Source organism: Geitlerinema sp. PCC 7407, from assembly GCF_000317045.1.
Classification (GTDB): domain Bacteria; phylum Cyanobacteriota; class Cyanobacteriia; order PCC-7407; family PCC-7407; genus PCC-7407.
In genome coordinates this window covers 3,701,945-3,724,341 of the sequence record NC_019703.1, presented here as the reverse complement: position 1 = coordinate 3,724,341, position 22,397 = coordinate 3,701,945, and the positions used below count along the sequence as shown (strand labels likewise).

At 59.9% G+C, this 22,397-nt stretch carries 18 protein-coding genes; 10 read left to right on the top strand and 8 right to left on the bottom strand.

Going from position 1 to position 22,397, the window contains the following annotated elements:
* Positions 1–356: 356 nt before the first annotated feature.
* Positions 357–2,615, bottom strand: coding sequence for a PBP1A family penicillin-binding protein (locus tag GEI7407_RS15035; RefSeq protein ID WP_015173056.1), 2,259 nt, complete (start codon positions 2,613–2,615; stop codon positions 357–359).
* A gap of 233 nt (positions 2,616–2,848) precedes the next feature.
* Positions 2,849–3,280, bottom strand: a complete 432-nt coding sequence (locus GEI7407_RS15030; RefSeq protein ID WP_041269117.1) for a hypothetical protein — start codon at positions 3,278–3,280, stop codon at positions 2,849–2,851.
* A 139-nt stretch (positions 3,281–3,419) separates the two neighbouring features.
* Here GEI7407_RS15030 and GEI7407_RS15025 point away from each other — a divergent pair, with 139 nt between their 5' ends.
* From GEI7407_RS15025 to GEI7407_RS15000, 6 genes are all read left to right on the top strand, one after another.
* Complete coding sequence (locus GEI7407_RS15025) at positions 3,420–4,253, top strand: hypothetical protein (protein ID WP_015173054.1); 834 nt, start codon at positions 3,420–3,422, stop codon at positions 4,251–4,253.
* A 183-nt stretch (positions 4,254–4,436) separates the two neighbouring features.
* Positions 4,437–5,261, top strand: coding sequence for an aminotransferase class IV (locus GEI7407_RS15020; protein ID WP_015173053.1), 825 nt, complete (start codon positions 4,437–4,439; stop codon positions 5,259–5,261).
* Between the two features lie 193 nt (positions 5,262–5,454).
* A complete protein-coding gene (locus GEI7407_RS15015) occupies positions 5,455–5,856 on the top strand; it encodes an ATP-dependent metallopeptidase FtsH/Yme1/Tma family protein (protein ID WP_015173052.1) in 402 nt (133 codons plus the stop codon).
* A 238-nt stretch (positions 5,857–6,094) separates the two neighbouring features.
* Positions 6,095–7,936, top strand: coding sequence for an ATP-dependent zinc metalloprotease FtsH3 (ftsH3, locus tag GEI7407_RS15010; protein ID WP_015173051.1), 1,842 nt, complete (start codon positions 6,095–6,097; stop codon positions 7,934–7,936).
* Positions 7,937–8,056: 120 nt separating this feature from the next.
* Positions 8,057–8,722 carry a bifunctional 4-hydroxy-2-oxoglutarate aldolase/2-dehydro-3-deoxy-phosphogluconate aldolase gene (locus GEI7407_RS15005; protein WP_015173050.1) on the top strand — a complete coding sequence of 222 codons (666 nt, stop codon included), beginning with the start codon at positions 8,057–8,059 and terminating at the stop codon, positions 8,720–8,722.
* A gap of 227 nt (positions 8,723–8,949) precedes the next feature.
* On the top strand, positions 8,950–9,459 hold the full coding sequence (locus GEI7407_RS15000; RefSeq protein WP_015173049.1) for a L,D-transpeptidase: 510 nt from the start codon (positions 8,950–8,952) through the stop codon (positions 9,457–9,459).
* A gap of 35 nt (positions 9,460–9,494) precedes the next feature.
* Here the strand turns inward: GEI7407_RS15000 and GEI7407_RS14995 are convergent, their stop codons facing one another.
* Entirely contained in the window at positions 9,495–11,093 is a 1,599-nt protein-coding gene (locus GEI7407_RS14995; protein ID WP_015173048.1) for an Hsp70 family protein, read from the bottom strand.
* 254 nt (positions 11,094–11,347) lie between these two features.
* Here GEI7407_RS14995 and GEI7407_RS14990 point away from each other — a divergent pair, with 254 nt between their 5' ends.
* The gene (locus GEI7407_RS14990) at positions 11,348–12,085 is read left to right on the top strand and encodes a TerC family protein (protein WP_015173047.1); all 738 of its coding nucleotides are present in this window, start codon (positions 11,348–11,350) and stop codon (positions 12,083–12,085) included.
* Between the two features lie 124 nt (positions 12,086–12,209).
* Here GEI7407_RS14990 and ndk read toward each other — a convergent pair whose 3' ends face one another.
* Positions 12,210–12,659 (bottom strand): nucleoside-diphosphate kinase, encoded by a 450-nt coding sequence (gene ndk / locus GEI7407_RS14985; protein ID WP_015173046.1) that lies wholly within the window; start codon positions 12,657–12,659, stop codon positions 12,210–12,212.
* A 330-nt stretch (positions 12,660–12,989) separates the two neighbouring features.
* Between ndk and speA the strand changes: the two genes are divergently transcribed.
* Complete coding sequence (gene speA / locus GEI7407_RS14980) at positions 12,990–14,906, top strand: biosynthetic arginine decarboxylase (RefSeq protein WP_051030785.1); 1,917 nt, start codon at positions 12,990–12,992, stop codon at positions 14,904–14,906.
* Between the two features lie 19 nt (positions 14,907–14,925).
* Here the strand turns inward: speA and crtL are convergent, their stop codons facing one another.
* The 3 genes from crtL to trpS all read right to left on the bottom strand — a co-directional run bounded on the left by crtL (position 14,926) and on the right by trpS (position 18,287).
* Entirely contained in the window at positions 14,926–16,158 is a 1,233-nt protein-coding gene (gene crtL / locus GEI7407_RS14975) for a lycopene beta cyclase (RefSeq protein WP_015173044.1), read from the bottom strand.
* A gap of 185 nt (positions 16,159–16,343) precedes the next feature.
* On the bottom strand, positions 16,344–17,258 hold the full coding sequence (locus tag GEI7407_RS14970) for a methylenetetrahydrofolate reductase (protein ID WP_015173043.1): 915 nt from the start codon (positions 17,256–17,258) through the stop codon (positions 16,344–16,346).
* Positions 17,259–17,273: 15 nt separating this feature from the next.
* A complete protein-coding gene (gene trpS, locus GEI7407_RS14965) occupies positions 17,274–18,287 on the bottom strand; it encodes a tryptophan--tRNA ligase (protein ID WP_015173042.1) in 1,014 nt (337 codons plus the stop codon).
* A gap of 187 nt (positions 18,288–18,474) precedes the next feature.
* On the opposite strand from trpS, the gene GEI7407_RS14960 reads away from it, so the two are divergent.
* Positions 18,475–18,777 carry a hypothetical protein gene (locus GEI7407_RS14960; protein ID WP_015173041.1) on the top strand — a complete coding sequence of 101 codons (303 nt, stop codon included), beginning with the start codon at positions 18,475–18,477 and terminating at the stop codon, positions 18,775–18,777.
* Positions 18,778–18,940: 163 nt separating this feature from the next.
* Positions 18,941–19,669 (top strand): DUF429 domain-containing protein, encoded by a 729-nt coding sequence (locus GEI7407_RS14955; protein ID WP_015173040.1) that lies wholly within the window; start codon positions 18,941–18,943, stop codon positions 19,667–19,669.
* On the opposite strand, the gene glgP is transcribed toward GEI7407_RS14955, so the two are convergent.
* Positions 19,666–22,275, bottom strand: a complete 2,610-nt coding sequence (gene glgP / locus GEI7407_RS14950) for an alpha-glucan family phosphorylase (protein ID WP_015173039.1) — start codon at positions 22,273–22,275, stop codon at positions 19,666–19,668. The two genes, GEI7407_RS14955 and glgP, sit on opposite strands and share 4 nt — an antisense overlap.
* Positions 22,276–22,397 lie beyond the last annotated feature (122 nt).

Below are 22,397 nucleotides of genomic sequence, written 5' to 3'. Positions count from 1 at the left end.
AGCGCAAAATCGCTCGATGAATGGCTTTAAGTCACACCCCCAGATAACAGCAAGCATTTGACCTATACCACCTATTGAAATGCTCCATGGTGCTCATTGAAATCCACGCAGCGGAAACGCTATGGAGTGATTTATTGATGACTTTTAGAAATATCAATTCAGCGCGATATAGCAATAACTGCGAAGGCAATTAGTCAGCCCAAATTGCTAATCTTGGTAAGAATCAATCAGGTACTGCTAGAGCTTGTAGAAATATTTGGCGTTCTTCCAGGCTTTATCCCATCGCGACTCTCCGACTGCCTTGCCAGGAGTCGACATCACGACAGCCGCAACGAGTGGTGTAACCGCGCTGAGCCTTAATTCACAATCTGGCCCATGTAGTCTCCCCACAAGCTTGCAGCTTGGCCGCTGCTGCCGCCGGTCGGGGTGTTGTCATCGTTGCCGAGCCAAACGCCACTGACGAGATTTTGGCCCGGGAGATAGCCGATAAACCACAGGTCAACATTGTCGTTGGTGGTGCCGGTTTTGCCGGCGGCCGGGACGCCAATGCTGGCGCCGCGGCCTGTGCCGCTTTCGATGACGCCTTGGAGCATGTCGGTCATGGTGCTGGCGACGTTGGCATCCAGGACGGGATAGTCTGCCTCGGCGCTGTCCTCATAGCTGTAGATGACCCGACAGGTATCTAAATTATTTCGGTCTTCGCAGTCTCCGCTGTCGAGGATGCGCTTGATGGCGTGGGGAGAGTTGCGCAGGCCGCCGTTAGCCAAGACACCAAAAGCGCCGGTCATCTCCAAGAGGGTGGTTTCGCTCTGGCCCAAGACTAGGCCCGGCACTGCCTTGAGGGTGGACTCGATGCCCATACGCTGGGCTGTGCGCACAACCTGATCGAGACCAGCCTCGCGGGCGATGCGCAGGGCTACAGCGTTCTCGGACTGAGCAAGACCGCGATACATGTCGATGTTGCCGCCGCTGCGCTCACAGCCGCTGTAGGACTGGCCCTCCCAGTTTAGGGGGGCGCAGGAAAAGGTTTGCCAGGGAGAAATACCGGCGCTAAGGGCAGCGGTGTAAGCAAAAATTTTGAAGGTGGATCCAGGCTGACGAAGAGCTTGGGTGGCGCGGTTGAACTGGCTTTCGTTGAAGTCGACGCCGCCGGTGAGGGCGATGATTGCGCCGGTGCGGCTGTCAAGGGTGACGACGGCGCCTTGGGAAAAGCCGTAGGTGGCTCCGTCGCTTTCGATGCTGGACCGAAGCGAGCTTTCAGCCGTGGACTGAATCTTTGGGTCGAGGCCGGTCTCGATAATGAAGTTGCCTTCGCGCGCTAGCTGGGTCCCGAGAAGCTCTTCCAGCTCGCTGAAGACGTAGCTGTAAAAGTAGGGAGCGATCGTGCTTTCGAGGATTTCGCGGGCTTTGGGGTTGATGTCGATGCGCGATCGCCGGGCGCGGGTGGCTTCGTCCTGGCTGACCATGCCGAGGGTGACCATCCGGTTGAGAACGCGATCGCGCCGCTCGACGGCGGCTTGGTAGTCCCGAATAGGGTTGAAGCTGTTGGGAGCTGGCAAAATCCCCGCGAGAGTGGCGGCCTCAGAGAGCGTGAGATTGGCGGCGGACTTCCCGAAATAAAACTGGGCGGCATCCTCAAAACCGTTGTTGCCGTTGCCCAGGTAGACCCGGTTGAGGTAGGTCAGCAGCAGGTCGTCCTTGCTGTAGAAGGTTTCGAGCTTGAAGGCCACGACGGCTTCCCGCAGCTTGCGGCTGGCGGAGTCTTCGGTGCCGACGTACTCCCGGAAGAGGTTGCGGGCAAGCTGCTGGGTCAGGGTGCTGCCGCCTTCGCGGATGCCGCCGCCCTGGATGTTGACGACGAGGGCGCGCAGGGTGCCGATGGGGTCAACGCCGAGGTGCCAGTAGTAGCGGGAGTCCTCGGAGGCAACGACGGCCTGGGGAAGGAAGGCCGAGAAATCTGAGAGTTTTTCGAGCTCGACGTGGGCGCTGTTGAAGGGCGGCTGTAGGGGCACTTCGCGATCGCGCGAATAGACCACCACTGGCCCCTGAATGGAGACCGGCAGCGGCCGAATCGGGATCTTTTGCCACTCGAAGCCAACCCAGGCAACGGCGATCGCCGTCAATCCGCCAATACTGTACAGGCTGTAGCGAGCTGCCCGGACATACAGGGGGGGCGGATCAATGTACTGAATGCGGACAGCGGCTTCCAGCTCTGGTGGACCCAACGTCAAGATGTCGCCGTGACGCAGCTCGATTTTGTTAACGCGCCGCTTGCCTCGATAAATGCCATTGGTGGAGTCTTCGTCGCGCAGAATAAAGCCTGCATCGCGCTGCTGAGAGGTGCGGCTGAGGGAGAGATGCACCTGGCTGACAACGGGGTTGCGAATGACGATATCGCAGGACTTTGAGCTGCGTCCCAGCAGATAGCGATCGCCCAGCAAAGGGTACACCTCGGCCTTGTCTGCACCAGCTTCCTGGACCCAGAGCTCTGGTACGCGAGCGTTCGGCTTGAGCACCAGCTTAGAAAAGTCAATGCGAGCTTGAACCGTCTGGACGGCCTGGGTCAGGGTATTGAGGACTGTACGGGGAAGCTGGGGGGGCTGAGGCGGGCTCATCAGGAAATTGGGTTGGAAACCCCGTGCTTCTAGCACGGCTTTGCATTGATGCGCAGAACACGCAACCGTAGTAACGACAACGAGGCTGGGATCGCCGTCAAAGGCGATTCAGCCCCATTGTATCTAGAAGCCTTGGACTCCGTCTCTAGGCGTTGGCCACCTCAGCAGACTGCCACAGTGGCTAAACCCGGCAGCAAACTTCCTCAAACGCCCTCTGGTAATGCCTGAGGGATCTAGGGGGAGTTTTCTGCTGGCTGGGTTTTTGCTTTTTCGCGCATCTCTTTCAGCAAGACTGGGTAGTCCTGGTTTTGGGGATAAAGCCGGGCCAAGGTCTCTAGGGGGGCCACGGTGCCGCGATAGTCCTGGGCCTGGATGCGCAGATTGACCACCATTTCTAGGGCGGCTGGGTTTTCGGGCTCTCGCTTGAGGACCTGCTCGTAGCCGGCGATTTGCGCCTCCAAGGTGACCACGGGTGGGGCAACAGGCGCGGCGGCGGGCGACGGCGAGGCTGGGGTCTCAGCGGGTGGAGCGGGCCGGGACATCATGCCGACGAAGCTCTGGATGCTGCCGCCCAGAAAAGCGACAACCGACACGACCGTCAGGGCCTGGATCAGGCGGCGATTCTTCTGTTTTCGGGCTTCGGCGTATTCTTCGAAACTGCTCATGGCGTCGGGGTGGGGAAGGAGAATATCTGCGCAGCAGGGCTCTTTGATCCCTAAGATACCCATTCCACTCCCAAATGCGATCGCCCCTGACGGAGTGTGGCAGAGTACTAGATATCTGCTGCTCTTGCAAATCAACGCCATGGTGACTTCGAGCGTTTCGCAAAATTCTTCGGCACCTGGGCGGGGGCGATCGCTGCGCCAGGCTCTATCGGTGCTGGGCGGAATCGTTGCCTGTATCGGCGCGATCGCCGCTCTCCAGTATCCCCAGCTGCAGTCTTTGCTCCAGCGGGACCAGGCCCTGTCGCCCGAAGCTCTCCAGCGCGACCTCGAAGCCGAGCAGCTTCATCTCCAGGTCCTCAGCAAACTGCCTACCTTTGACTTTGACAACCTGATTGCTGACTGGGTGCTGCTGCGCTTTCTGCAATATTTTGGGGACGATGAGGTGCGCTTCGAGACTGGCTACGCCCTCAGTCCCGATTACTTCGATCTGATTTTGGCCCTTGATCCGCGCTTTCTGGAGGCCTATCGCTTCCTGTCCGTCAGTACCTCTTTGTATGCTGGGCTGCCCGATCGCTCGGTGGCCCTGATGAATCGCGCGCTGCCGTCCTTGACGCCGACGGTCCCCCCAGATTCTTTCTATGTGTGGCGCTACAAAGGCGTGGATGAGCTGCTGTTTTTGGGGGATGCGCAGGCGGCCCGCAAATCCTTTGAAACGGCGGCGGAATGGGCCAGTCAGTCCCCGGATGAGATGGGACCGGCGATCGCCGCTCAGTCTCGACAAACTGCTCAGTTCTTGGCCCGAAATCCCGCCAGCCGCGGGGCTCAAATTGCTTCCTGGATGACAGTATTGCCAAATGTCCAAGATCGCGGAATTCGTCGGCAAATTGTCCAGCGCATCGAGGCGCTGGGTGGGACACTGATCTACACCCCCGACGGCCAAGTACAAGGGGTGACGATTCAGCCCGAAAACTAGTCTGAGCGGCTGCCTGGCATCGGCGCGAAAGGGTGTCCCCTGGCGGTTTAAGATGGCTGAAGGCTTTTGTGACGATTGGAAACGCTGCGGTAAAAGCGCTGGCCGGGGTGAGAGCTGGCCGCATCCGATGCCATTGACTCCCAAAAGCGCCGTAAACTCCCAGGTATTCGGCAGCAACGTGCCATGTCCAGTCAACCTTTTTGGTATAACGGCTCGTTTCAAGAATCGGATCAGCTTTCGATCCCGGTTGACGAGCCCGGCTTGCTCTATGGTGCGACGATTTTCACGACGCTGCGCGTGTATGGCGCTTCCCTCGATCATCCTTTATCCAACTGGCTGGGGCACTGTCGTCGCCTGCGCGACAGCGCCCAGGCGCTCCAGTGGCGATCGCCCAACTGGGAGCAAATTCGCCAGGGCTGCGAGCGCCTCCTGGGCTTCTTTCCGGTCCTGCGAATCACGGTGTTCCCCGATGGTCGGGAGTGGATCACTGGGCGATCGCTGCCCGCCGATTTGCCCCTGCGTCAGCAGCAGGGTGTTGTTGCGTGGCTGTCCGACTCAGCCGACTTCCGGCGCAGCCTGCCCGAACACAAAACCGGCAACTATCTGGCTCCCTGGCGCGCCCTTCAGCTAGCGCGCGATCGCGGTGCCCAAGAAGCCATCTTGACCAACGGCAAAGGCCACTGGCTAGAAACGAGCACCGGCAACCTGTGGGGCTGGCGAGATGGCTACTGGTGGACCCCACCCCTGAGCGCCGGAATCTTGCCGGGACTGGTGCGATCGCAGTTAATTACGTGGCTCGTACGCCAGAATAAAACTGTGGGAAGTGCCCCGTGGTCAGAAGAACTCGTCGCTGAATTTGAGGCGATCGCCTACACCAACAGCGTCGTCGAAATTGTGCCCATCCACGCAATCTTGAGGGACTCAACCCCCCTTGCCTTCGACCCCAACCACGATGGACTCCAGGAGCTGCGGGACCTGTTTCAGCAAGCCCTCCTAGCAGAATCCTGAAAAGAGCGTGACATTAGTTTACAAAAAGTGACGAAGAGGCTGGATATAAAGGGAGAAATAAATGAGAGAACGCTTCATAATGATCTTCCGCACAGCCCTAGGCCTCAAAACCACCGCCCCCAGTGCATGAAAACATCGCGGACATTAAGCCAGTGGTCCTTTACTACAGACAGTCTCAGGAGAGCAACGCATTGTGAGTAGGCGATGGAAGAAAGCCGGACTATATGCGCTGTTAGCGGTGGTGATGGCTATTGTATCCGTTGCCTTTTGGAGCAACCAGCTTCAGGGCCGAGAGACCTGGGACTATAGCCAATTTATTCAGTCTGTTGAAGATAAAACCGTTGTGAAAGTCAGTATTAGCGACGATCGGTCCCGCGCCCTCGTCACTTCTTCCGACGGCAGCCAGGTTTGGGTGGATATCCCTCCCAACGACCCCAACCTCATCAACACCCTGGTCGATAATAATGTTGATATTGCGGTTCTACCCAAAAGCAATGAACGCTTTTTGCTCAAAGCAGCTGGGGGCCTTTCCCTGATAGGCATCTTTTTGGGGTGCGTCTTCTTCTTCTTGCGAGCCCTTCTGGCAGAATCCTGAAGATAAGTTAATATTAGTTAACAAAGAGATGCTGAGATTTCTTGCAAAAACGAGTGAAAGCAGCCCTTGACCTGGGACACAGCCCAAGAAGACCGCCTCCAGAGCGCATCTTTTTCAGGCTGGCCAGCCCCAAACCAATGGCCCTAACAGTCGCTTCAGGCATTGCGCGGAGTGAATCACGGCAAGAAATCTATATAGCGAGTCCTCACATATAAAGGTTCTAGGAGGATTACCCTCGGTGAATAAGCGATGGAGAAATGCAGGACTGTACGCTCTGTTGGCGATCGTTGTGATCGCCCTAGCGACTGCCTTCTTTGATAACCAGCCTCAAAGCCGTGAGACCTGGCGCTACAGTCAATTTATTCAATCGGTTGAAAATAACAAAGTAGAGAAAGTCAGTATTAGCGCCGATCGAACTCGCGCGCTGGTGACCTCCTTTGACGGCAGCAAGATCCTGGTCAACATCCCCCCCAATGACCCGGATCTGATCAACATTCTGACCGCTAACAACATCGATATTTCTGTCCTGCCCCAGAACGATGAAGGCTTCTGGGTGAAGGCTCTGGGCAGTCTCTTCTTCCCGATTTTGCTGTTGGTGGGTCTGTTCTTCCTGCTGCGGCGCGCCCAGGGCGGCCCGGGCAGTCAGGCCATGAACTTTGGCAAGTCCAAGGCCCGCGTGCAGATGGAGCCCCAAACCCAGGTGACCTTCGGCGATGTGGCAGGCATTGAGCAGGCCAAGCTAGAGCTCACCGAGGTTGTGGACTTCCTGAAGAACGCCGATCGCTTCACAGCGGTGGGTGCCAAGATTCCTAAGGGTGTGCTCCTCGTGGGTCCTCCGGGAACCGGTAAGACCCTGCTGGCCCGCGCGGTTGCAGGGGAGGCAGGCGTTCCCTTCTTCAGCATTTCCGGTTCTGAGTTTGTGGAAATGTTTGTCGGGGTTGGCGCATCTCGCGTGCGCGATCTGTTCGAGCAAGCCAAATCCAACGCTCCCTGTATCGTCTTTATCGACGAGATTGACGCCGTGGGTCGTCAGCGGGGCGCTGGCCTCGGCGGCGGCAACGATGAGCGAGAGCAGACCCTCAACCAGCTGCTGACCGAAATGGACGGCTTCGAGGGCAACACCGGCATCATCATCATCGCAGCGACCAACCGTCCTGACGTGCTGGATGCAGCGCTGATGCGTCCGGGTCGCTTTGACCGCCAGGTTGTGGTCGATCGCCCCGACTACCAGGGCCGTCTGGAAGTGCTGCGCGTCCACGCCCGTGGCAAGACCCTGGCGAAGGATGTGGATCTCGAGAAGATCGCTCGCCGGACCCCCGGATTCACGGGCGCAGACCTCTCGAACCTGCTCAATGAAGCAGCGATTTTGGCGGCTCGCCGAAACCTGACCGAAATCTCGATGGACGAGGTCAACGACGCGATCGATCGCGTTCTGGCGGGTCCTGAGAAGAAAGACCGCGTCATGAGCGAAAAGCGCAAGCAGCTTGTGGCTTATCACGAAGCGGGTCACGCACTGGTGGGCGCGCTGATGCCCGACTATGACCCCGTTCAGAAGATCAGCATCATTCCTCGCGGTCGCGCAGGCGGTCTGACTTGGTTCACGCCGAGCGAAGACCGGATGGATTCGGGCCTCTACTCCCGAGCCTATCTGCAAAACCAGATGGCGGTTGCTTTGGGTGGCCGCGTTGCCGAGGAAATCGTCTTCGGTGAAGAGGAAGTGACGACGGGCGCTTCCAATGACCTCCAGCAGGTGGCTCGCGTGGCTCGTCAGATGGTGACTCGCTTTGGCATGAGCGAGCGGCTGGGGCCGGTGGCGCTGGGCCGTCAGCAGGGCAACATGTTCCTGGGTCGCGATATCGCTGCGGAGCGAGACTTCTCAGAGGAGACCGCTTCGGCGATCGACGATGAGGTGCGCAACCTGGTGGATCAGGCATACCGCCGCGCCAAGAGCGTGCTGGTGGGCAACCGCAGCGTGCTGGATAACCTAGCGGATATGCTGGTGGAGCGCGAAACGGTGGATTCTGAAGAGCTGCAGCAGCTCTTGGCAGAAAGCGATGTGAAGATGGCCTCCATTGCCTAGCCACTGGGATAGGTCACACCGTCTAGCCTGAAGCGACGGAGTTATCTTTCACCAAAATTTGCCAAAATGCTTAGGGGCAGTCAGTACTGACTGCCCCTTTTTGCTTAGGTATCAGAGGCTATGGTGGGGGAATCTTGGCGGGCGGTATTGCGCCAGCAGCGGGCGATCGCGGTGATTCGGGCCGGCAGCTTGGCCGTGGGCGATCGCATGGCCCAGGCGGTGGCAGCGGGCGGTATGGGGCTGATCGAGGTGACCTGGAATAGCGATCGCGCGCCGGACTTGGTGGCCCGCCTGCGGGAAACCCTGCCCCACTGCTGGGTAGGTGCAGGTACTCTGCTGTCGCTGCAAGACCTGCAAACGGCGATCGCGGCGGGTGCCCAGTTTTGCTTCACGCCCCACGTGGCCCTGGACTTGCTCAGCTACGCCAGCGATCGCGGCGTGCCCCTGGTTCCCGGTGCCCTGTCGCCCACCGAGATCGTCACTGCTTGGCAGGCCGGCGCGCCCAGTGTCAAAGTCTTTCCGGCCCAGTCCCTCGGTGGCCCCAGCTACATTCGCGCCCTGGGCGGCCCCCTGGGCCAGATTGCCCTGATTCCCACGGGCGGCGTCACCCTCGAAAACGCGCCCCAGTTCATCGCGGCGGGGGCGATCGCCGTGGGTCTGGCGGGGGAGCTGTTTCCCTCGGCGGCGCTACAGACGGAAAACTGGGAGGCGATCGCGGCTCAGGCCCAAAAGCTCCGCCAGCTGCTCCAGCCTTGGCAAGAAGCAGCGACTTCTTTCCTTGCTTGACCGAAAAACCGGCCTGTGCGTCTGTATCTCAAAGGTATAGAGGGCGCACAGTTTCCCCGATTTTTGCGGGAATCCTAAAATTCTTTCCTCGGAAATAGGCCAAGACCTCGAAAAGGCTGCCAAGCTTCTAGAACATGGCTCCGCAGTCTTCGATGTCTCCCATTCCGGTTTGTGCGACCTCGGGGTGCAAGCCACCACTTTGGCATTGCAAAGAAAGAGGTCTAGAAATGCGCAGCACAACTCACCCTTATTCCCTTCTTCGGAGCTGCCGTTCGCTCCTGGCCGCTGTGGCCCTAGGCGCAGCTCTGGTGGGGGCCGCCCCTGCGATCGCCCACGAGCCGCCGACCTTGATTGCTACCCGCATGATGGAGCTCAAGCAGTCACCGGAGCGCTGGCTCGAGATCGATCTGTCCAGCCAGCGCCTGATCGCCTGGGAGGGCAGCAAGCCGGTCTATGCCGTCATCGTGTCTACGGGCAAAGCCAGCACGCCGACCCCGACCGGAACGTTTGCGATTCAGTCCATGCATCGCCTTACCTCCATGGAGGGCGATGACTACTATGTGCCGGACGTCCCCTTCGTGATGTACTACTCCGGTGGCTACGGCATTCACGGGGCCTATTGGCACCACAGCTTTGGCACGCCGGTCAGCCACGGCTGCACCAATGTCGCGGTGGACCACGCCGAGTGGCTGTTTGACTGGTCGTCTGTGGGAACGCCGGTGGTGGTTCACGAATAGGCGCGACGCTGGCCCCAGATTGCCAGCGCCAGCCACTAGCTCAGCTGAACGACGGCGCGATCGTCGATTAGGGTGTTGCTGGTGAGCAGGTCATTGACGGTGATGCGCAAAAAGCGCTGATCATCGACGCGAAACAGAACTTTGACGCGATCGCTGCCTGGGTGACCCGGCGGATCGAGCTGGGCAATGCTGCGGGCGCCCTCGCGATCGTTGAGGGGCTGCACCTGAGATTGGCCCTCGCCGAGAGTACGAGTAATCAGGCGATCGCCATCGAAAAACACCTGAGTGCCGCCCGTTGCGGTTCCCAATTCCCCCAAAATCAGCTCAATGCTGGGCTGATTGTCGGTAGAGGCGCCCAAAATCAGCTCGACGGGCTCGCTCATTGGATAGGGCTGACCGGCCTTGATCAAGGGGTGCCAGCTGTGGCTGTTTTGGCGGCGGTCCCAGTAGCGAATGCCGTAGCTGTGATACAAGAAGTCCTTGACTTCGACGCCCTGACTGAGCTGTAGGGCTCCCTGGGCGATCGCCTCAAAAGGCTTGTCGCAGCGCACCTTGGCAGCATCGAAATATTGCTGAACCCAGGTCTGCACCGCCGGGATTTGCACCGTACCGCCCACCAGCAGCACCGCGTCAATGTCCTCCACCCCAATGCCCTGGCGGCGCGCCTGCTGGAGCACCTGGGTCATGGCGTCGTCGAGGGCCTTAAAAAATCCCCGCTCTGCCAAGATCTCCTCGAAGCGATCGCGCTCTAGAGCCAGCTCATAGCTCTCGAAGGACGCCTCATCAAAAAACACCTCTACTGCCTTGGGCTGGGACGAAAGCTGGATTTTCAGGCGCTCGGCTAGGCGGGTGGTCAGGGGCGTCGCCGCCAGTCCCTGGGTCTGGGCAAAGTAGTCTACCAGCCAGTGGTCTAGGTCAGAGCCGCCGAGATTTTGGCCGGCCTTGGCCAGGACTCGGGCGGTTTTGGGTCGCTGAGCCGACTGCTCTGCCAGCAGCTTTTCGCCCCACTTGAGAATGAACCCCAGGGGCTTGGTCTGGCCTTGGCGACCCAGGTCGAGCTGCACCAGCGACAAATCGAGGGTGCCGCCGCCAAAGTCGATGACTAGCAGGGTTTCCTGGTCCGCCAGCCCGTAGCCCAAGGCGGCGGCGGTGGGTTCGTCCAGCATCCGCACCTGCTCCACGTCCAGAGACTGACAAACCCGGCCCAGCCAGTGCCGATAGGCCTCGAAGCTGTCTACTGGAACTGTCACAACAAGTGAGTCGAGGGGCAGCGGGACGGCCCGCACCGAGGCGATCGCCTCCTGCAAAAACCACGCTCCCACCTGCTCAAAATTGACCGTCTGGCCGTCGAGCTCCGGCAAAAATCCCTGAATATCCGAACCAATGCCCCGCTTGAAGCTGCGGAAAAATCGGGGGTCCTGGCTCAGATCGAGGGCGCGATCGCGCACCGCCTGCCCGACGACCACCTTAGCTTGGGCGGCGTCCTCCACGTAGACCAAGCTGGGAATCAGCGGTGGGTTGGTGCCCTGGCGCCAGCTGAGATGGGGGAGGCTGAGGGTTTCGGGCTGTTGGGTGGCAGGGTTCCAGCGGGCAATGACTGTGTTGCTGGTGCCAAAGTCAATGGCGATCGTCATCGTGGCTCTGCGTGAAGGCTGCAAACAACGGAAATGCTTCTAGCGGCCGCTTTGAGCAGGAAACAATCAAGGGGGCGATCGCTCTTTGGCAATGGCGCTACACCCCGGCGTTGGCAAACTTGAGCTAGCTCAGCCCGGAACGTCCGCGGCTTCTGCGTCCCGGTGAGGTTGGCGAATCCAACGACATCTTCGATAATAGGTCAAATGCCCGATGTTTCGTGCCTGGCAGATTGTCGGCAACCCCGTAATTATTAATGCTGGATCAAATACTCGATTTTGCCCCCAATGTGGGGCTAGATACCCTCTTGCTGCTGCCGGTGCTGATCGCTCTGGAAGCGGTTCTGTCCGCGGACAACGCCATTGCGCTGGCGGCGATCGCCCGGGGCCTAGAAGGGGCCAAAATGCAGCGAAACGCGTTGAATATTGGCCTAGTGATGGCCTTTGTGCTGCGAGTGGTGCTGATTTTGACGGCGACCTGGGTGACTCAGTATTGGCAGTTTGAGCTGCTGGGCGCTGCCTACCTGCTGTGGCTGGTCTACCAACACTTCACGTCGGATGAGGAAGCCGATCACCACCATCACGGGCCGCGCTTTGCGTCGCTTTGGCAAGCCATTCCCATTATTGCTATCACCGACCTGGCCTTTTCCCTCGACAGCGTGACGACGGCGATCGCCCTGTCCAAGGAAATCTGGCTGGTGATTTTGGGTGGTCTGATCGGCGTGATCACCCTGCGCTTTATGGCCGAGCTGTTTATCCGCTGGCTCAAGGAATACGAGAACCTGGAGGACGCAGGCTACGTGACCGTAGCGCTGGTGGGTCTGCGGCTCCTCCTGCGCGTGATCAATCCCGATCTGGTGCCCCCAGAGTGGCTCATGATCGGGGTGATCGGCCTGATCTTCTTCTGGGGCTTCTCCAAGCGCTCGGCGGAGCCGACCGAAGCGTCCGAGTCTCTCCCCGAGAAAAGCCTTTCGGAAACCTCTTCCCGCCAGTAACCAGGCACCCGCCTGAGGGGCGATCGCCCCTCGGACTTCTCACCACAGACCGAAAAAGCGCCAGATCCCGTCGGGATCTGGCGCTTCGACTGTCAGGGGCTCCAGCGGAGCCCCTAAACCAAGCTTATTCGTACAGCCAGTTAGAAATGCTGGGCTTCCAGTTCACCAGCTCCTCGTCCTTGAACCAGAGGGCGATTTCGCGCTGGGCGGTCTCGACTGCGTCGGAACCGTGGATCAGGTTGCGACCGATGCTGACGCCGAAGTCACCGCGGATGGTGCTGGGTTCAGCGGCCAGGGGATTGGTTGCGCCGATGAGTTTGCGAGCACCTGCGACGACGCCATCGCCTTCGAGGACCATCGCAACGACGGGGCCGGAGGTGATGAACTCGACCAAGCCACCGAAGAAGGGCTTCTCCCGGTGCACATCGTAGTGCTGCTCAGCCAGTTCACGGCTGACATTCACCATCTTGAGGCCGACGACCGTGAAGCCTTTGGTTTCGAACCGACGCACGATTTCACCGACCAAGCCACGCTGAACACCGTCGGGCTTAACTGCAACAAATGTCCGTTCCACGGGTTTACCTGCTCCTAGAAGTTCACGAGGGATATGCTCAACGTTCTATGCTCTCAGAAAAGGGGACGTCTCTGTAAAGATATTTTTCGAAAGATCGGGGCCGCTGATGGGGGACAGATGGGGGCGAGCAAAAGGGGTGAAACTTTGGCCAAAACCTGTGCTGGGGGATAGTCCGGATCTCGAAGGGGATACGCTAGACTGTCTACGCGATCGCATACCAGGAGAATCTTCAGCGGCATGGGTGGTCAATCCTCTCCTTCTTCCGAACAGCAGCAGCAACCGGTTACGCTCGAAAAGACTCGTCAGGAGACGCGATCGCCCCTACAGGCAATGCCCCTGGCCTCCACTGCGCCCCAAAAAGCCTGGACCATCGAAGACAGCGAAGAGCTCTATCGCATCCAGGGCTGGGGAGAGCCGTATTTTTCGATCAATGCAGCGGGCCATGTGACGGTGTCGCCCAAGGGCGATCGCGGTGGGTCACTGGATTTGTTTGAGCTGGTGGAGTCCCTCAAGCAGCGCAACCTGGACTTGCCCCTGCTGATTCGCTTTTCAGATATCCTCGAAGACCGCATCGAGCGCCTGAATGCCTGCTTTGCCCGGGCGATCGCTCGCTACAACTATCCCGGCTCCTACCGGGGCGTCTTCCCGGTCAAGTGCAACCAGCAGCGCCACCTGATCGAAGACCTGGTGCGCTTTGGTCGGCCCCACCAGTTCGGTCTAGAGGCTGGCTCCAAGCCCGAGCTGATGATCGCCCTGGCTACGCTGAATACGCCCGATGCGCTGCTGATCTGCAACGGCTACAAGGACCGCGAATACATCGAGACGGCCATCCTGGCGCGCCGGATGGGCCGCCCCTGCATCATCGTGCTAGAGCAGGTGGAAGAGGTGGGCCTGGCCATCGAAATCAGCCGCAAACTGGGAATCAAGCCGCTGCTGGGCGTGCGGGCTAAGCTGAACACGCGCGGGGTGGGCCGCTGGGGCACCTCGACGGGCGATCGCGCCAAGTTTGGCCTGACCATCCCCGAAATTATCCATGCGGTCGAGGAGTTGCAAGCGGCAGACATGCTGGATTCGCTCCAGCTGCTCCATTTCCACATCGGCTCTCAGATCTCGGCCATTGGCGTGATCAAGGACGCGATTCGCGAAGCCAGCCAGATCTACGTGGAGCTGGCGGCCCTGGGGGCCAACATGCAGTACCTCGACGTGGGCGGCGGTCTGGGGGTGGACTATGACGGCTCCAAGACCAACTTCCACGCCTCCAAGAACTACAACATGCAGAACTACGCCAACGACATCGTGGCGGAGGTGAAGGAGACCTGCGAAGAGCGAAATCTGCCGGTGCCGACGCTGGTGAGCGAGAGCGGACGGGCGATCGCCTCTCACCAGTCGGTTTTGGTGTTTGATGTGCTGGGGACCAACGATGCCCCCAGCGGGGATCCGGGGGCCATCGAGGAGAGCGAGCACCTGATCGTGCGCAACCTCTACGAGACCTACCTCGCGATCACCGAAGAAAACTACCAAGAGGCCTACCACGACGCCACCCAGTTCAAAGAGGAAGCCATTAGCCTTTTTGGCTTTGGCTACCTGAGCCTGCGGGAGCGAGCCCGGGCGGAGCGGCTCTACTGGGCCTGCTGCGAAAAGATTTTGAAGATCTGTCGGCAGCAGGAGTATGTGCCCGACGATCTGGAGGACCTCGAAAAAATCATGGCCTCCATCTACTACATCAACCTGTCGGTGTTTCAGTCAGCGCCGGACTCCTGGGCCATTGACCAGCTGTTTCCCATCTTGCCCATCCACCGCCTGGACGAGGAGCCGAACTGCCGGGGAACCCTGTCGGACCTGACCTGCGACAGCGACGGCAAAATCGACCAGTTTATCGATCTACGAGATGTGAAGTCAGTGCTAGAACTGCACCCGCTGCGATCGGGTGAGCCCTACTATCTGGGCATGTTCCTGGGCGGAGCCTACCAGGAAATCATGGGCAACCTCCACAACCTGTTTGGGGACACCAATACGGTGCACATCTGCCTGACGCCCAAGGGCTACCAGATCGAGCACGTGGTGAAGGGCGATCGCATTAATGAGGTGCTGGGATATGTCCAGTACGACCCCGAGGATCTGCTCGAGAGCATTCGCCGCCAAACGGAGCAGGCTCTGCAAGAAAAGCAAATTACCCTCCAGGAAGCCCAGCTCTTGATGCAAAACTACGAGCGCAGTCTGAGCAGCTACACCTACTTGACCTCGTGATGGCTGTTCGGTGCTGGGGTTAGCGGCCCAGCAGCGATCGCCACAGGAGATCGCCGTCGTGACCCACGGACTGCATCAGCCCCCAGCGAATGTCGTTGGGGGCCTGACCGAATAGGCCAAGCATGGCAACCAGCAGCTCGGGAATGGTCAGGGTATCGGCCAAAAAGCCGGACCAGTGAGCCTGGGGCATCTGAAAGAATGTCGCAAAAAAGCGCTGCAGCCGGGCCTCATCAAAGCGCATCAGGTTTTCGAGGCCGAAGAGGTAGAGATAGTGCTTGCGGACGCGATCGCTGGGCCACAGCGCTTTCCAGGCCGCCTGAGCAGTGCTGTGGGGAGAGGCGTTGGGCGTGTCGAGGGCCCGGGCGATCGCCTGGGCCAGACCCGGCGCCCGGCGCAGCATCGCCCCCACTAGGTACCCCGAAGCCGGATGCACCATGCTGGCCGCGCCGCCAAAGCCAGCCACCGGCTGCTGAAAGTCCGGCAAAGGCAAATTCATCGGAAACAGACAGTGCTCGACGTGGTGAATCTCAGTGACCTGCACACCGTGATGGGCCAAACGCTGGTAGAGCCGGTCCTTGAGCACGTCAAAGGATACCGCCGGACAGTAGGCCAGAGAGGTTTCTTCCACGAAGTAAACGTCATCGCCCAAGTCCATGGCGTAGAGGAAGGTAGGCGGCTGCGATCGCTCCTCGGCGGACAGATAGTCTGACCGGTAATCCATCAGCACAAACTGCTGAGGCGCCACCGGCGGCGACGAAAAGCGCCCAACAATCCCGTAGGCTGCCTGGTAGGCCACGCCCGCTGCCGGGGGCCGCCGTAGGAAGACCGGCTTGTGGCCGCTGGCGTCGACCACGATGCGGGCGGTCAGGGTTTCGCCGCTGTGGGTCGTCAGCTGGGAGTGATGGGGCAGGTGCTCCAACTGGGCCGCGCTGCCCCGATGCCAGGTCACCCCGCTGCGATCGCCCTGCCGGAGCCAGTGTTGCTGAAGCTTTTCTTTGTCAAACAGGCCGTAGGCCCGCTGCAGGGCGATCTCGCGATCGCCCTGGTAAGTGACGCAATTGGTCCAGCAGTGGCCCAGCAAATGGGTCAAGCCCAGCGCCTCTAGCTCATCTCGCCAGACCCCATAGGTATTGGGCCAAGGAGCAGCCGGATCCGTCGGGCTCAAGCCCTGGACCTTGAGGCCTGCCTCCCCTAGAGCCGCCGCGATAGACAGTCCTGCCGGACCGGACCCGATCACCAGAGCATCAAACACCGAACCTAAACCTCCCAATCTCTGTGTCAGGGACTCGCGCTAGCGATGAACCTGCGCGATCGCCCCTTCGCTGCCCCCCCATGCTTGGCTGCTCGAAGGTTAGGCCGTCCCTACCGCAATTGTCGCGGGTGGGTGATACCGCTTGTCAACGCTTCTGTCGCTGACTGGTGCAGAGGCGATCGCCCCTAGCGCACCGAATTCAAGACCGGCGGCTGGAGCGCCGTCACCCCCGCCAGATCGAGAATCTGCGGAATCAAGTCCTCGCGGCGCACCGCCATCAGGTGCACCCCTTGGCACAGCTCCTTGGCCAGCTGCACCTGCTCCGCCGCAATCCGGATGCCCTCTTGGAGCTGATCGTCTGCATTGGCCAGGCGATCGATCAGGTGCTGGGGAATCTGTACCCCCGGCACATTGCGGTTGATAAACTGGGCATTCTTGGCCGACTTCAGCAAGAAAATTCCCGCCAAAATCGGTTTGCCGCCTGCATTGCCCAGCTTGTCCATAAACATCCCCAGCCGATCAAAATCTGAGATCAGCTGACTCTGGAAAAACTCGGCCCCCGCCTCCAGCTTGCGCTCAAAGCGCCGCTGCAAGCCCGACCAGCTGGGGCATTGGGGGTCCACCGCTGCCCCGGCAAATAGATCCGTGGGCTCATCGGTCAGGGCCTTGCCGTTCCAGTCGCTGCCCTGGTTGAGCTTGCGAATGAGCGTCAGCAGCCGCACCGACTCCAGGTCAAATACCCCCTTGGCATCGGGGTGATCGCCCGCCTTCAGGGGGTCTCCGGTCAGCGCCAAAACGTTCCGGATGCCCAGGGCGTGAGCGCCCATCAGGTCTGCCTGGAGCGCAATGCGATTGCGATCGCGGCAGGCAAACTGGCACACCGGCTCAATCCCCTCCTGGACCAGCAGCGCCGAAGCGGCCAGGGGCGTCATCCGCAGCACCGCCCGGCTCCCATCTGTAATATTCACCGCGTGGACCCGCCCCTTGAGCAAGCGGGCCATTTCCAGCATCCGCTGCGGGTTGCCCCCCTTAGGCGGCGTGATTTCGGCGGTCACCAAAAATTCACCCGCATTCACTGCACTACGCAAACGATTCAACATCAAAGCTGCTCCAGCTTATGAGAGGGGCGGCAAGAAGCCCAGCGCTGCCCGAACTCGCGCCAGGGTAGCATTGGCGATTTCTGAGGCGCGGGCCTGACCGTCCCGCAGGACACTGTCGAGGTAGCCCGGATCGCCCATCACTTCGTTGTACTTTTCCTGAATGGGCCGCAAGGCCTCCACCGTGGTTTCGGTGAGCAGCGGCTTGAACTGTCCCCAGCCCATCTCGCGGCACTCCTCCGCCACTGCGTCCTTGGTTTGGTTGGACAAGATGGCGTAGAGCGTCAGCAGGTTGTTGCACTCGGGCCGCTCCGGGTTGTCAAACTCGAGGCCGCGCACGGGGTCGGTTTTGCAGCGCTTGATCTTCTGGCGCAGCGTATCCGGATCGTCTAGGAGGTTGATGCGGCTCTGCTCTGACGGATCGGATTTGGACATTTTGCGGGTGCCGTCGGTGAGGCTCATGATCCGGGCGCCCTCGGGCCGGATCAGGGGGTCGGGCACTTTGAGCACGGGAGCCTCTTCGCGACCAAACTGGTAGTTGAGGCGCATGGCGATGTCGCGGGTGAGTTCGAGGTGCTGCTTTTGGTCTTCGCCCACGGGCACTTTGTCCGCGTCGTAGAGCAGGATGTCCGCCGCCATGAGCACGGGATAGTCCAGCAGGCCGACGCCGACGTTTTCTCCCTGCTTGATGGCTTTTTCCTTGAACTGGATCATCCGCTCCAGCCAGTTGAGGGGGGTGATGCAGTTGAGCAGCCAGGTCAGCTCGGTGTGGGCGGGGACGTGGGACTGGACAAAAATCGTGGAGTGGTCTAGGTCGATGCCGCAAGCCAGGTACAGGGCAGCGACGGCTCGGGTGTTTTCGGCTAGGGTTTTGGGGTCGTGGGGAACGGTGATGGCGTGCAGGTCCACGACACAAAAGAAGTTTTCGTATTTCTGCTGGCCTTCTACCCAGTTCCGAATCGCTCCGAGATAGTTGCCTAGGTGCAAGTTGCCCGTTGGCTGAACGCCTGATAAAACCCGTTGCCTACCCATAGTGCTGCGGAAATTTGCTAAATCTCAAAAATAAAATGAAGGCCGAATTGGCCTGTCAGAGGGGATGGAGACTGTTGCGAGTCCCTTGAAGATATTAACTTCTATTGCGATCCGGTGAAATTAACGGATCCATCGAGCTGATAAATCCAGTATTGTAAACTTTGTTGTAAATTTCTATGTCAAAACAATGGTGCAAGCTGTTTCTCAAACCCTACTGACGGAATTGCAGGCTTGCCTGCGTTTAACTCAAGACGTTTCTAATCATTCTGAAGCAAATCAAGCGTTTGAGCAGGTGCGCGATCGCGTGGTGGCTCGAGATCCCCAGTCTGGCGAGCTGCTGGAGCTGCTCTGGAATGAGCTGCTGTCGGCGCGCCGCTCGACGGCCTTCTGGCAGGAACTGTGCGATGTGGAAAAGCAGCTGTCCCAGCGGATTGCTGAAAATCATTCCCAGCTGCGCCAAAACTATCTGCGCCTGATGCAGGAGCAGTAGGCTCGGGTTTGGGTGAAGCGATCGCCCGCTTTCCTGGGATATCTCGGCAAAGCTAGGGGCAAAGCAGCATCAAGGATGCAAAAACGTTGGGGATTGAAGGTTTCCTGGTTGAGGCTGGGGAGCCTTTTGTTTTGGCAGCGTCTGCGGGTGAGGGGAGAGCAGCGTGAAGTTTATTGGGGTTGATTTGGGCTGGCAGTCGCAGCCGAGCGGTCTGTGCGCGCTGGAGTGGACGGGCGATCGCCTCCAGCTGCGATCGCTGGCTCGCCTGGACACCCTAGAGGAGGTCCTCGCCTGGATCGATCGCCAGGTTGCCGACGGACCGGCGGGGGTGGCGGTGGATGCGCCGACCCTGATTCCCAACGCTACGGGGATGCGCTGGGCCGATCGCCTGACGCACCGCTATTTTGGCAAGTATCACGGGGGCGCTTATCCGGCCAACTTGGGCCACAGCTTCGCGGCGCGCACGGTGGGGTTTGGCCTGAGCCTGGAGGCGCAGGGCTTTGACCACGATCCGGAGGGCAAGCGGCCCGATCGCTTTCAGATCGAGGTGTTTCCCCACCCGGCCATGGTGTACCTGTTCAGCCTCGATCGCATTTTGAAGTACAAGAAAGGACGATTGGCGGAGCGCCAGCAAGCCTTGCAGCAACTCCGCCAACTGATTTTGCAGCATCTGCCGGAGCACGAGCCGAGCCTGCCGCTGGTAGCGGCAGATTTGCCCGAGGTCCCCAGCCGCGGCGCGGCGCTCAAGGCCCTTGAAGACCAGCTCGACGCCCTGGTGTGCGCCTACGTTGCGGCCCACTGGTGGTACTGGGGGCCGCAACGGAATCTGGTGCTGGGCGATCGCGCCCAGGGCTACATCGTCGTGCCGGGGTGCTGGCCAGCCCCTAGCTAGTGGGGCGCGGCCCAGAGGATCTGCCGGGGTTCGTAGACACTGCTGAGGTAGCGGTGCTTGGGCAGGACGCGTAGAGACAGCCCCTGGAGGCCGCTGCTGCCGTAGGTGACCGTGGCGGTGTAGATGGTGTGCTGGTTGGCATCTTTTCCTTGGCAGTCCATCACCAGCGGCACCCCGGCGAAGATTTCGCCGCCTTCGTTGACCGGGCCTTGATATAGCTCGACCTGGACATCGTCGGGAGTCAGGGCCGCCAGGTTGATCCGCGCTTTGACGGCGATCGCCTGATTGACCTCGACATCCGCATCCGCCGAAATATCAATGTCCTCGATCCGCATGTCGTACCAGTGATCGAGCAAGTTGTTTTGCCATTGGGCCAGCTCCTTGGCCGGGGCATATTCCTGGCTCGTCAGCGTCCAGTAGCGATCGCTCGTCGGGAAATATCCCTGGGTTGCGTAGTCGCGCACCATCCGCGCCGTGTTAAAGCGAGGGCAGTTGAGCCGAATCGCGTCCTTCATCTTGGCCGTCCAGCGCCGCGGCACATCCTCCGCATCCCGCTCATAAAACAGCGGCACCACTTCCTTCTCTAGCAGCTCGTAGAGCGCATTGGCCTCCACCTCATCCTGGTAGGCCGGATCGCTGTAGACCTCCCGGTAGCCAATCGGCCAGCCCGTGCGCACATAGTCCGCTTCATCCCACCAGCCGTCCAGCACGCTGAGATTGAGCAGGCCATTCATCGCCGCCTTCATGCCGCTGGTGCCCGACGCTTCGCGGGGGCGGCGAGGCGTGTTGAGCCAGACATCACAGCCCGCCACCATCAGGCGCGAAACCCGAATATCGTAGTTGGGGATAAACACAATGTTGTGCTGGACCCCTTCATCGCGAATAAAGTGAATGATCTCTTTGATCATTTCTTTGCCCGGAATGTCTTTGGGGTGCGCTTTCCCGGCGATCACGAACTGCACAGGTCGGCGATGGCCGCTTTCGCGCACCCCCGCCAAAATCCTCTTGATGCGCTCCACATCCCGCATAAACAGCGTGGCTCGCTTGTAGGTCGCAAAGCGCCGCGCAAAGCCAATGGTCAGCGCTGAAGGATCGAGCACATCAAGGGCATCCGCAATGGCCGTTGGCGAAGCGCCCTGCTCTCGCAGGCTCTTTTGCAGGCGATCGCGCACAAACACCACCAGCGCCGATCGGCAGCGCTCATGGTTGCGCCACAGCTCCTCATCCGGAATCGAGTACACCCGCTCCCACAGCGGATCATCTCCCGGCGCGCTCGCCCAATTGGGGCCCAGATAGCGGTCGTACAGCTCCTGCGTCGACTTCGCAACGCAGCTGCGCGCATGGACCCCATTGGTAATCGCCGTGATCGGCACCTCATCGAGGGGCAAATCAGACCACAGCGGCTGAAAAAGACTCCGCGAGACCGCGCCGTGGAGCTGGCTGACCCCATTGACGAACGTGGCCGTCTTGATCGCCAGCGTCGCCATGCTAAACGCCGACGCCAAATCACCGGTATTGTCCCGGCCCAGGGCGAGGAACTGCTCCCGAGACAGGCCAAACACCTCCGCATAGCGACCCACATAGTGCATCACCTTGTCCGGCGGGAACAGGTCGAAGCCCGCAGGCACCGGCGTGTGAGTCGTAAACATTTGGCTCGCCTTCACCACCTGCCGAGCTTCCGCGAAGCCCAGATTTTCGTCCTGGATCAGGTGGCGCATCCGCTCGAGGGACACAAAGGCGGAGTGCCCCTCGTTCATGTGGTACACCGTCGGATTGAGCCCCAGCGCCTTCAGCATCTGGAAGCCTCCAATGCCCAGCATCATCTCCTGGTGGATCCGCATGTCGATATCACCGCCATAGAGCTCGTCGGTGATGTCGTGGTCGTAGGGATTGTTGGGCTCGATGTTGGTGTCGAGGAGATACAGCGGCACCGTCCCCACCTGCAAGCGCCACACCCGGGCATAGACTTTGCGGCCTGGGTAGTCGACTTCGATGCGCATTTCGGAGCCATCGGCGTTGCGCTCCAGGATCAATGGCATGTTGTAGAAGTCATTGATGGGGTAGCGCTCTTGCTGCCAGCCGTCGGGGTTGAGGTACTGGGCAAAGTAGCCTTCTTGGTAGAGGAGGCCGACGCCCACCAAGGGCAGTCCGAGGTCGCTGGCGGATTTGAGGTGGTCACCGGCCAAAACGCCCAGGCCGCCCGAGTAAATGGGCATGCAGGTGGTCAAACCAAATTCGGCGGAGAAGTAGGCGTAGCACTCCTTGCCATGGCTTTTGCTGCTGCTGCGGGTCTCGAGGTTGGCGCCGCGATGTTTGCGATACCAGCTTTGCTCTTGGACATAATCATTGAGCTGCTGGGCGGCGCGGTCCATCTGGGCCAAGAAGCCTGCGTCTTCTGCGACTTCGCGCAGGCGCTCTTGGCTGATGGTGCCGAGCATGAGAACGGGGTTATGGTTGCTGGATTCCCAAAGGTCCCGGTCTAGGCGGTCGAACAGTTCGCGTGTCTCGGTATTCCAATCCCAGTGGAGATTGTAGGCGAGCTTACGCAGCGGTTCGAGGCGCGAGGGAAGGGAAGGGGCAACGTTGAATGTGCGAATTGGCTGCATAACTACACAGGACCTATGAATCCGGTTACAGGTATTGTCGATGCTTCCTGGAAAAGCACTGGTTTTCTTCTGAGTCTTTTTAGCTATTTTTCAAGAAGCTTTGTGTTTTGACTGTCCTTTGG

What these genes read in the sequence shown, in the direction of transcription:
- speA (WP_051030785.1), top strand. Translation starts at nt 12,990, where the DNA reads ATGCCCCTGGCCTCCACTGCGCCCCAAAAAGCCTGGACCATCGAAGAC.
- GEI7407_RS14970 (WP_015173043.1), bottom strand. Translation starts at nt 17,258, where the DNA reads ATGTTGAATCGTTTGCGTAGTGCAGTGAATGCGGGTGAATTTTTGGTG.
- GEI7407_RS14960 (WP_015173041.1), top strand. Translation starts at nt 18,475, where the DNA reads ATGGTGCAAGCTGTTTCTCAAACCCTACTGACGGAATTGCAGGCTTGC.
- GEI7407_RS15000 (WP_015173049.1), top strand. Translation starts at nt 8,950, where the DNA reads ATGCGCAGCACAACTCACCCTTATTCCCTTCTTCGGAGCTGCCGTTCG.
- GEI7407_RS14990 (WP_015173047.1), top strand. Translation starts at nt 11,348, where the DNA reads ATGCTGGATCAAATACTCGATTTTGCCCCCAATGTGGGGCTAGATACC.
- GEI7407_RS15025 (WP_015173054.1), top strand. Translation starts at nt 3,420, where the DNA reads ATGGTGACTTCGAGCGTTTCGCAAAATTCTTCGGCACCTGGGCGGGGG.
- GEI7407_RS15035 (WP_015173056.1), bottom strand. Translation starts at nt 2,615, where the DNA reads ATGAGCCCGCCTCAGCCCCCCCAGCTTCCCCGTACAGTCCTCAATACC.
- trpS (WP_015173042.1), bottom strand. Translation starts at nt 18,287, where the DNA reads ATGGGTAGGCAACGGGTTTTATCAGGCGTTCAGCCAACGGGCAACTTG.
- GEI7407_RS15005 (WP_015173050.1), top strand. Translation starts at nt 8,057, where the DNA reads ATGGTGGGGGAATCTTGGCGGGCGGTATTGCGCCAGCAGCGGGCGATC.
- GEI7407_RS15030 (WP_041269117.1), bottom strand. Translation starts at nt 3,280, where the DNA reads ATGAGCAGTTTCGAAGAATACGCCGAAGCCCGAAAACAGAAGAATCGC.
- GEI7407_RS14995 (WP_015173048.1), bottom strand. Translation starts at nt 11,093, where the DNA reads ATGACGATCGCCATTGACTTTGGCACCAGCAACACAGTCATTGCCCGC.
- GEI7407_RS15020 (WP_015173053.1), top strand. Translation starts at nt 4,437, where the DNA reads ATGTCCAGTCAACCTTTTTGGTATAACGGCTCGTTTCAAGAATCGGAT.
- glgP (WP_015173039.1), bottom strand. Translation starts at nt 22,275, where the DNA reads ATGCAGCCAATTCGCACATTCAACGTTGCCCCTTCCCTTCCCTCGCGC.